General features: G+C 68.2%; 8 protein-coding genes. 6 read left to right on the top strand and 2 right to left on the bottom strand.

All coding sequences use genetic code 11. The features are described from left to right. Window positions 1-435: 435 nt before the first annotated feature. Both GXP76_RS16805 and GXP76_RS16810 read right to left on the bottom strand, forming a co-directional pair. Window positions 436-1,035 carry a GNAT family N-acetyltransferase gene (locus tag GXP76_RS16805; RefSeq protein WP_242572341.1) on the bottom strand — a complete coding sequence of 200 codons (600 nt, stop codon included), beginning with the start codon at window positions 1,033-1,035 and terminating at the stop codon, window positions 436-438. Then, window positions 1,032-1,925, bottom strand: a complete 894-nt coding sequence (locus GXP76_RS16810) for a hypothetical protein (RefSeq protein WP_242572342.1) — start codon at window positions 1,923-1,925, stop codon at window positions 1,032-1,034. Before GXP76_RS16810 ends, GXP76_RS16805 begins: the two co-directional genes overlap by 4 nt. A 1,108-nt stretch (window positions 1,926-3,033) precedes the next feature. Between GXP76_RS16810 and GXP76_RS16815 the strand changes: the two genes are divergently transcribed. The 6 genes from GXP76_RS16815 (at window position 3,034) to GXP76_RS16840 (ending at window position 9,759) form a co-directional block, all read left to right on the top strand. After that, on the top strand, window positions 3,034-3,213 hold the full coding sequence (locus GXP76_RS16815; protein ID WP_242572343.1) for a hypothetical protein: 180 nt from the start codon (window positions 3,034-3,036) through the stop codon (window positions 3,211-3,213). A 332-nt stretch (window positions 3,214-3,545) separates the two neighbouring features. Then, window positions 3,546-4,754, top strand: a complete 1,209-nt coding sequence (locus tag GXP76_RS16820; protein WP_242572344.1) for a hypothetical protein — start codon at window positions 3,546-3,548, stop codon at window positions 4,752-4,754. Beyond that, the gene (locus tag GXP76_RS16825) at window positions 4,748-5,656 is read left to right on the top strand and encodes an NAD(P)-binding domain-containing protein (protein WP_242572345.1); all 909 of its coding nucleotides are present in this window, start codon (window positions 4,748-4,750) and stop codon (window positions 5,654-5,656) included. The genes GXP76_RS16820 and GXP76_RS16825 overlap by 7 nt, the downstream gene beginning before the upstream one ends. Next, on the top strand, window positions 5,653-6,792 hold the full coding sequence (locus tag GXP76_RS16830) for a hypothetical protein (RefSeq protein ID WP_242572346.1): 1,140 nt from the start codon (window positions 5,653-5,655) through the stop codon (window positions 6,790-6,792). Before GXP76_RS16825 ends, GXP76_RS16830 begins: the two co-directional genes overlap by 4 nt. Window positions 6,793-6,886: 94 nt before the next feature. Further along, on the top strand, window positions 6,887-7,411 hold the full coding sequence (locus GXP76_RS16835) for a hypothetical protein (protein WP_242572347.1): 525 nt from the start codon (window positions 6,887-6,889) through the stop codon (window positions 7,409-7,411). Window positions 7,412-8,931: 1,520 nt separating this feature from the next. After that, window positions 8,932-9,759, top strand: coding sequence for a DUF317 domain-containing protein (locus GXP76_RS16840; RefSeq protein ID WP_242572348.1), 828 nt, complete (start codon window positions 8,932-8,934; stop codon window positions 9,757-9,759). Window positions 9,760-9,860 lie beyond the last annotated feature (101 nt).

A 9,860-nucleotide genomic window follows, 5' to 3' on the forward strand; every position in this document is an offset into this window, starting at 1 on the left:
TGACCTGAACATTTGTCACACGCGCAGCCCTGCTAGGCGTCCGCTCCGGGAACGGGGCAGAAGCGGAGCCGTCCTCCTGGTATCCGGCCGGAGCAGGGCCCAGTATTGGGTGATGTCGACGGCCAGGGACTCCGCAGCCGACTCACGGCACTCGGGGCATTGGACACTCATCAGATTGCTCCTCTGCGCGACGAGGGCGGTCTCGTACGCGTTCGGCCGAGACCACGATGCCGTTGTTCCGGCCACTCGATCAAACTCCGGGCAGGGGCACAGCCTGCCCGAGTTGCCGGGCCAAGGTACGGCCCCCGGACCATGTCCCACCCCAACCCGAATAGGACACCGACCAAGGCCCCTCCAGTCGGCCACGACGTCACACGGCAGAGCCCTCCACTGCTATGGCGACGAGTGCGCGTTCCTCAATCCCGCGCGCGTCCCCTAATGCTTCTGGCGCTGGGCGGGCGTGTGCTCGGCAGCAGGAGCTTTGAGGGGGAGCACCATCGCGGTGTAGAACGGTGCCTCTTCCCATGGGTGGGAGGTGCCGACTTCGCGGTATCCCCACTTCGCGTACGCCGCTTGGGCGGCCTCCGCTTCGGGCTCGGGCCGGACCGTGAGGGTCACGCGCTCCACGTCCAGGCCGTGAAGCAGCTCCGCGTGGAGACGGGCGGCGACGCCGTGCCGACGCCATGGCTTGCGTACGGCGAGTTCGATGATGACCCAGGTTCGTGTCCCGTCCTCGCGCGTGAAGTCTCTACTGAGGGGGGTGAGCACGTTGTTCCACCATGAGGTGTAAGCAGGAAGCAGGTAGCCGTAGATGAAGCCGACGGTCTCGTCCCCGTCGCGGGCGATGATCAGCCGCATGCGCTCCCGCTGGACGTGCACCTGGTAGTGCTCGATGAATTCGGCGACGTCGCTTGGGCCCTCGTTGTACGGAGGCTCGGCGTACACCTCCTCGTACGCCGCTAGGAAACTGTCGAGTGCAGTGGCAGCCGCCCCGCCCTCGTACAGGTGGTAGTTCAGGTCCTTGGCCGGCATCATGCCGCTCCCCTCGCGTGGGCGTACTCCGTCAGCTCGTCCACGGCCCGGCGGGCGGTCTCTGCATCGCCGTGGCGGAGAAGGTCTGTCACCTCACCCAGCCTCCTCGTGACGCGGCCGGACTCGACTTCCTCCAGATGTTCCAGGCTCCCCACAGCGTGCGCCGAGCCCTCGTCGACCTCGCCGGCCTTGACGAGGCTGCGAGCCAAGGTGAGCCGGTAGAGGGCTCGGTTGCGGCCGTAAGTGCGGTCCTGGTGGGCGAGCGCGGCGCGTAGGAATTGAACTGCGGCGTGGTGGTGGCCGAGTTCTGTGTAGAGCAACCCCTGGGCGTAGTCCAGTTCGGCGGGTCCGTGGAACGCCGCCCACTCCGGGGACGGGGGGCCGGTGTCTGCCCCATCCACGAGACGCATCGCCTCGGACAGTCGTCGGGTGGCCGACTTGCCCTCGCCGAGAAGCGACAGGGCGCGTGCTTCTCTGGAGGCGATGAGCGATCGGAGTACCGGTGATCCGAGTCGGGCGGCGCGCTCCTGCGCGGCTCTGGCAAGGTCGAGACCATCGCGCGGCCGGTCCTCGTAGCAAGCCTGCAAGCTCATGGAAGAGAAGATCATGACTTCCAAGTTGAGGTCCCTCAGCATCGTGGCGGTCGTCAGAGCCTCGCCCCAGTACCGGCGGGCGCTGTCCTGGTCGTCCGCGTCGTAGGCCAGCCAGCCGCAGTGCTCGGCCGACTCCCCGACGAGGAGCTGGAGTTGACGGCCGATCGTGTCCGGATACTCACCGGTGTTGATGATGCGGCGGACCCGGCGCAGATGCCGGACTGCGAGTGACCGCACTTCGTCCCCGCCGTACGCGTCATCGAGTTGGACGAGAGAGCGCAGGCCCTCGCGCAGCTCCAAGAGGTGCGCGGTTCCGATGGCGCCGGACTTCCCGGGCGGTGTAAGCGACTGGGCGGATGCAGGCAGACGTACCGCGGTGGCCGCGCCAAGAGAATCAGCAAGGAACGCACGTCGATCCACGGCAGGCGTACCTCTCTGTGCGGGGAATGGTTCATCCACCACGGTGGCACCCGGCGGGGGCCCAGGAAAACCGAGCAGGTTCGGGCTCACCCCGAACATCGCGTGAAGGACTCTCCATGCACGCGCCCTTGGCATCGGCGGCCGGGGCTGTCGCCATCGCCGGAACTGACGGTCGGTCACAGTTATTGCCAAGCCGAGGACTTCGGCTGTTGCCTGGAAATCCCGTAAAAACGCTGCCGGGCTCGCCCATCCATGCTCGATACATGCCTGCTCGAACGGCGTCAGCGTCTCCACCCGTTACCTCCGGTGATCCGATCCTTATCGACGGTAGCGGTTTCGCGGCACGTGAAAAGTCCGGTCGCGCTGAAAAGTCCGGCGAAGAGTCCGGCCGGACGTCCGGCGGCGTCTGCGGTCGGGGAGTTGGCTCGTATCGAGGAGCCAGCGACCGGAGCTTGCCGTTGGCCGACCCAGAGGAGGTGATGATCTTGCGTTCCGTGATCAGACTCGCTGACTGGACGCTCGGCACCGACACCGAGCCGGGTGCGTCCGGACCTGTGCACGAGATCGAGTGCACGACGTGCGGCGAGGTGTCCGGTTCGGCGGAGGAGCGGACGCCCCCGGAGGAATGGGCGCTCGGACATACCGGCCGCTCCCCTGAGCATCGCGGCTACCGGGCAATCACAACGTCGTTCCTGCGTGTGACGCCGGCGCCCGGCAACCCCTATGCCAACCAGGCGGCTGCCCCGCCTCGGACCACTGAGTGACGGTATGAACCCACCGTCCCCCGCACGTTCAGCGCCACCGGCGAGGCTCGTAAGTCCGCCGTCCGCCCCGTCATCTGCCGCGCCGACCGAGGGCGGACACCGAGGCTGTCTCCACACGCTCTCGATACCGAGTTGCTTCGGCTTCCTCGCACTTGTCGGTGCACTGCTCCTCCTTGCGGCCGTGCAGGACCTCACACAATGACCTAGCTGTCGAAAGGCACCCCATGGCCGGACCCACAGCAGCAGCATGCCCGGCCCCGGACGAGGGGCTGGCGGAGCTCGAAGAGACGATCCACGGCGGCGGCTTCTGGCGGCTCGTACCGGAGTACGTACCTCGCGTGTACGCGCCGGTCGACCGGCGCCTGCTCCTGCACGTCGAAGCCTGTCTGCGGCGGCTGGCATGAGGGCGATAGCGGTTCCCAGCGCTGCGGTCCTTGAGCCCGTGGCCGTCGAAGGGTGCGACGTGTGCGCTGCCCTGGCCAGGCAGCGCGAGGATGCCCGCCGTCGGGGCGGCGCGCCGACCGTCGAGGAGTGCAACGAGGAGTTGCGCTCTCACCCTCACCACGCCGGTCTCGTACGGCGGCGTACCCCATAGCCCCGGCCCCGTCCGCCGCGCTGGTGCAGGAAGGGCATCGCGCGGTCGGGCGGGGCCGGATCAGCGGTCCGTCCGGCTGGCCCCCTCGGCGGGGACGGTCGGTAGCCGGACGGGCTCCAACTCGCCTATTAGGAGGCGGTCGTGACCCTCACGACAAGCGAGCGCACAGCGGCGGCGAACCCGGCGCGACTGCACAACGTGACCCGGCGGGTCATCTCCCGCGCGGTTAAGGACCTTTGGCCGAACAAGCGAGTCGTCCTGGGCCAGCCGTGCCCGAGCGTCACGTCCTACGTCTGCCGGATCAGAGTGGACAGCGAGACGCTGATCGCGAAATACAGCTGGCTCGGCATGTCCCTGGTGTCCGTCCTTCGAGGGGCCGGAGGGACCTGGAAGGACGTGCGTCAGGCCCAGGAGGCGTATCTGCGCAGCACCGATCTCGTCACCGCGCGCGAGGCCCGGAATCTGGAAGTGCTCCGTGAACTCGGGCGCCCGCGTGTGTGCGAGACGGCCGCCTTCCATCAAGGTGTTCTGCTGACCCGCCTGGTGCCGGGGACCACGTTGGCCGATGAGCTGACGGCCCGCCCGTGGGAGACAGGTGACCTCCTCGACGCGGCCCTCGCCGCTCTCGGAGATCTCCACGGACCTGCGGGCGTACGGCTCTTGGGCGGGGCCCGGCCGATCAACGAGCGTTCCGTCGCTGGCGTGTTCCGCCGCAAGTTCAACAGCCTGAGCGCCGACGTCTATCTGAAGGCGCTCGGCCGGGACAGCGGGCTTCCGGAGTATGTGCGTGAGGACGTCGTGGAACTGGTGCAGCACACCGTTTGGAGGCTGCTCCGGATGGGAGGGGCGATCTCGCCCGGTCGGAGAGTCGCGGTGTACGGGGATCTCAAGCCGGAACACGTCTACGTCGACGGTCCGCGTCTGCACTTCATCGACCCGGCCGTGCACTGGGCAGGCGGCCCGCACCCGGACATCGCGAAGCTCATCGGCCGGTCCCTGCTGCTCGCGATCTGCCACCCCGACCAGGAGGCCGGACAACAGATAGTGCGGGGGATCGCCTCCACGCTCAACCGCCAGGCGTCGGCGGTACCCGCACCCGACCGCGCCGACTGGCTGCGCGAGGTCCTGGTGCTGTGGCTCATGGACACCGTGAACATCCTCAGCACCTGCCTCAGCGCACCACACGGGCTTCCCCTGGCGCCCCATCAGCAGGCGCTCGTCGCACAGGCCCATACGGTCGCTGGGATCGTGCACCGGGTGAGCGGCCTCCTCACCGGGACGATGGCCGGGCCGCGGCTCCTGGACCTGGTGTTCTCCGAGGTCGAGCACACCACGGGCAGAAAATGGTGACCGCCGCAGTGGTGGGGGTTGTCGGCGTGGGCGCGGTCGGTCAGACCCTCGCCGCCGGCCTCGTCGCCGCCGCTCTGCCCGGACGGCTCCTGGTCGTGTCACGGCAGCCGGACCAGGTCCGCGCACTGACCGCCGACCTCCAGGACCTCGCGCACGCCGCCCACTCCCCCACCGTGGTTGAGCGGGGTGATGTAGCGGACCTCCACGGGTGTGATGCGGTGGTCATCGCTCTGCGGGCGTCGTTCACGAACACGGCCGAGCACGACATCCGGCGCGGGGGTGCCTTCGCGAACGCCCCGGCAGTCGGCACCCTGGCCACCCGATTACGCGGCTTCACCGGCACCGTCCTGGTCGTCACCAACCCCGTAGACCTCATGACCCGCCGCTTCGCCGAAGTGTCCGGCTGCGCCCGGGTCTTCGGGATCGGATCAGACCTCGACTCGGCGAGGTTCCGGCTGCTGATGGCCAGATACGCCCGCGTCCTTCCGGAACAGGTACGCGGACACGTGATCGGCGAGCACGGTGACCGCTCCGTCATCTGCGCCTCATCAACAACCGTCAACGGCCTGCCCGTTCACGTCCCGATCAAGGCGGTAGCCAAGGAACTCCAGCAGCGGCCGGCGCTGATCCGTACCGGCACTGGCCGTACCCGCTGCGGACCTGCCGGTGCGGTGCTCTCCACGCTCCGCAAGAGTCTCGGCCTGGCCGATGGCATCGAGGAACTGTCCGTGCCGTACCAAGACGTCTGGCTCGGCATCCCCACGCGCTTCACCGGCGGTCGCGCCGAAGCGCGCCTGCCGCACCTCACCAGCCACGAGCGGCAACGTCTTGAGCGCGCCGCCACCAGCCTCCGTGACGCCTACACCCGCATTCCCGCACACACCGAGAGGATCGCCCCATGATCAGCGCTACCCGACTCGGCGCCGCCACGGCCGCCGTCAACGTCATGAGCAACGACACCGAGGTCACGCACTGGGCCCTGCGGTACTTCGGCCCCTGGTGGAACGCCACCACCATCGCCGCGGCCGACGTATGTGTCGCCGAGGCCGTCGTCCTCGCGAACGTCGACAAGGCCGCCTACGAGGAGATCACCCTCCTGGTCCAGGAGGGCCGGCCCACCGAAACGGTGGACTACGCGAAGCACCCGACGCTCGTGGCGCGCGACGGCGACGACATCATCGCGACATCGCCCGACGAAGGGATCGCCTACCGCAGCACCCCGTCCACCGGCCGCCTCACCCTCGTCGGCATTGACTCCATGCCCCTCGCCCTGGCCGCCGCACGTCTCGCCCGCGAATCGATCCGTGGCCAACTCCTGCAAGTCGGCTGGGCCGTTCTCCACGCCTCCGCCGTTGTGCGTGAGGCCGACGGAGCGACGGTCCTCACCTTCGGCGGCAAGGGAGCGGGCAAGACCACCACGGCCCTGCTGCTGGCCTCGCACGGCTGGCAGCTCCTCGCGAACGACAGGGTCCTCGTCCGCCCGCTCGGGGAGCGCGGTGTCGAGGTCCTGCCCTGGCCGTCCGCCGCCGCGCTCGGCCTCGGCCTCCTTCACGCCCTCGGTTGGGACACCGTCGCCCGGAGCCACCTGCGGGCGGGCGGACACTTCCACCCCACACAGCACCCGTCCGTAGCCGAGGCGCTCCTCGGCGGGAGCCACGTGCCGCTGTGGGACGACAAGGGCAAGGAGCGGAAGGTCCAGGTTTTCCCGGACCAGTTCCCGGCACTCTTCGGAGTTCCCCTCGCCACTGGAGGACGGGCCGCCGGCCTGCTGTTCCCCCAGGTCGACGCCGACGCGGCGCCCGACGTCATCGGCGCAGCGCGCGCCCTCGGAGAGGCGGACTTCATGTCCGGCGCCACGGAGGACCGCTACCCGGACGTCTTCGAGCTGGCCCAGGGCGTCGACGGCGGCGGCCGGGACAGCGTCCGTACGGAGGTGGCGCTGCGTCTCGCCGGACTCCCGCACCACGCGGTCCGGCTCAACCACGACATCCCCGCCAGCGCCGCCCTGCTGAGCAAGATCGCCGACACGGCGCGCTGACTGCCCCTGACCAGACTCCCGCCCCGGCTCAGCTGACCTTGTCGCGGGGCCGGGCGCGGGCTTCACTCATCCGCACACTCTTGAGGGGCATCCCGTGGTGACCATCGACGAATCCGACTTCTCCTCGCTGGAGAGGGTCCTCGCCGACGCCGTGGACTCTGCCGGCGTCGCCGGACTCGTGAACCCACGTCGCACTGGTGAAGACGAAATCCTGGAGTTGCGGCTGATCGGCAGCAGGCGGTTGCCGTTCCCCCTGACGACCGAAGCCGCCGCCGCGTGGCTGGAGACCGAAGGTGTCGGTGCGACCGTCGACTACGAGGACGCGTACCTGGTGATCTCGCTGCGCGACAAGGCAGCCGTTGATCGGTTGGTGGAGCGGCTGCTGGGGCCCTTCATGTATGCGGAGTCGGTGCGTGAGCGGTTGCAGGACGCGCTCGCGTGGCACCGGCTTCATGCGGTGGTGTCGCTCCCCAACTCGGGATCGATGATTCTGAATCTCCGTGACTCCGACAACCTCGGAGTGCTGTCCGGCTGGGCGCGGTGCTGGGGGCAGCACCTGACAAGGCGGCGGGGCGGCCCCGGCGCGATGCGCCGGGCCACCCCGGATCTTCAGCTCTAGTCGCCGAGAAGTTGTTCGAAGAACTTCCGCGCAGTCTCCCGGGCGGTTCCTTCGGCGGCTCCCCTCGCGATGGAGCTCTTCAATCCTGAATCCCCAGAGCCGTTGTCAGCTGCGGGGGTTTCCGAACGCTCGCTGACGGGAGGCTGGACGGGACGCCGACGGCCAAGGACGCTCTTGATCTTGTTGAGCAGGGACATGCGTCTTCCCTCGATACGAAGCGAGGGGTGGGAGAAGGTGCGCTACTCGAAGCCCTCCCAGCGGGCGCGCCTGATCCTTCCCGCACCCAAGGCACAGGAAGAAGCTCTCAACTGAGAGCAGCAGCAAGTTGACTGGGGACGGATCGTCGAAGACGGCCTCCCGCGTCAGGCAACCATCGGTTCGACGAATCGCCGACCAAGAGATTGACCAAGGCGGCGACGACAGACAGCAAGCCCCTGGGACACCACAACAGGAGCTGGCCCCTGGGGCGGTCGCGCTTCGGGGACGAGTGCATAACCGCATTATGCCGAATCAGCGGCAGACGGCCCAGAGAAGTAACGACGCCCGCACTGAACCGCGCCGACATCGTCGCTCTCGCCGGGGAACCGCCCTGAGCTCGATGCCCTCTTTCTCCGCCAGCCCCGGAAACGATGACCACTCTGAAACGTAGCGAGGGCCCTCTCACGATCAGGTTCGCCGACAAGGAAACCGAACCGACTGGGTTCGATGTCAAGCGCCTCGATTCGATGGCAACGGACAAGTTCGCCGCAGGCTGACAGGAAGGACCCACGAAGGACTGTGCAATGTGGGCAGAGCATGTCAAGGTAGACAACCTTTCCGAAGATGCCAGGTCAGAGAGGTGGTTGCTCGTGACCATGGTTCCGGATGTCCCTGGCCGTTGAGGCTCTGCAGCTGTCCCGTTCCGTTTCGGAACACGACGGGCATTCCGTCTCGGAACACCAAGCGTGTTCCGTTTCGGAACGCGCTGCCTGTTCCTCGGAGGAACGGGCAGCGCGGTCTCTTTGACGGGCAGGTCGGAGTCGCCATGACTGTCAGGGGACGTGCACGTCATCGGCAAGGGCGCCCACTTCTTTCCTTGCTGATCCCCGCCGAGGGGCAGACACACGGTCGCACGCAAAGCGTGTTCACTCAGTGGACACAGGCGCCGTTCACTAGTGAACGCTCCCGCCGTTCACGGGGTGAACAGCAGGGAGCGACGATGGGCACGAGGGCGAGGCACTGTCCTCGACTCGCGCGGGCCTGATCCAGTCACTCGGAGATCCGTGGCGGTGAGTACATGTGCCTGTTCAGCGTCTGAACGGGTACGGAGTTCAGACACTGAGCACCTCGCCCGTTCAGCTTCTGAGCAGGCACGTCTGCCCTTGGGTGAAGCCCACAGACCATCTTCGTGCCACGGCTTGCTTCGTAATTGAGCTCCAGCTCGGGCAGCTGCCGGACGGGATTCCGAGTCGGCCGACCGCAGTTGTCATCCCCTGTGCCGACCCGCCGGCGGCAATGTAGTTCCCCACCCACCTCTAGCCTTGGAGGCGCTTCTGTATCCCGAGTTCCCGCTCGAACCGTCCACCCCGTCCGCCTCGTTGGGAGTCCAGGCGTTCTGGGCCGGTCCCCGGTATCTGGCCGGTGACGACGGACAGCTCTACGAGACGGTGGCCGAGACACTGACCGGGCTCGGCTGGGCGAACCTGGCGATCGTGCGCGGACGGCGGGAGCCGGACGAGGCGCCGGAGGAACGTCAGGTCTTGCGCAGTACCGTCCTGCACGTCAGTCCGGACAGGTTGCGCTGGGCTCAGTGGGTGCTGGCGGATGAGCCGTTCCTCCTGGGCGGGCTGCCGGTCGCCTGGCAGGTCTCCGCCCGTGCGGACACCGACAGTCCGCTCGCTAAGTGGTCGGCCTACTTCACACCGGATGTCCCCGGCGAAGCCGTGGCCGGCTTCCTCGTCGGACTCGGCGACCGCGCCCAGCCCGCCGTGCCGCTGGGCAGCATGGAGCCGGTGCTCGACGCCGTCACCTCGAACGGCTGGCTCCGGGACATCGACCAGCCCCACGCCATGGCGACAGATCCGATGTTCACCACGTGCGTGAGCCTCGGTGAGGTGCCGCCGCTCATCCAGGATGGTGACCCGCGTGCTCTGACTCTGGCGGCCGACGAGGCGGGCCCGGCCGGGTGGCAGGCGTGGGCTGAACCTGCTCTCGGGGCACCGTACTTGTGGGCGGCGTCGTTCTCCGCCAGCGCGCCGCAGGATCTCGTCGCCGCCTTCGCCGCCTCCCTCAGCTCCACCACCCCGGTCCTGCGCCGGGTGCTGCCCGAAAGCACCCGCGACCGGCTGCTGCTCGCACCGGCGAGCTGACGGTCGGCAGTTCCTCCTCGGCCTGACGTGCGAAGCCCGGCCCCACCTCTGGGAGGGGGCCGGGCTTCGCCCGTTTCTGCTCGCGCGCCGCATACGAGCTG

The organism is Streptomyces sp. NP-1717 (assembly GCF_022695985.1).
Lineage (GTDB): Bacteria > Actinomycetota > Actinomycetes > Streptomycetales > Streptomycetaceae > Streptomyces.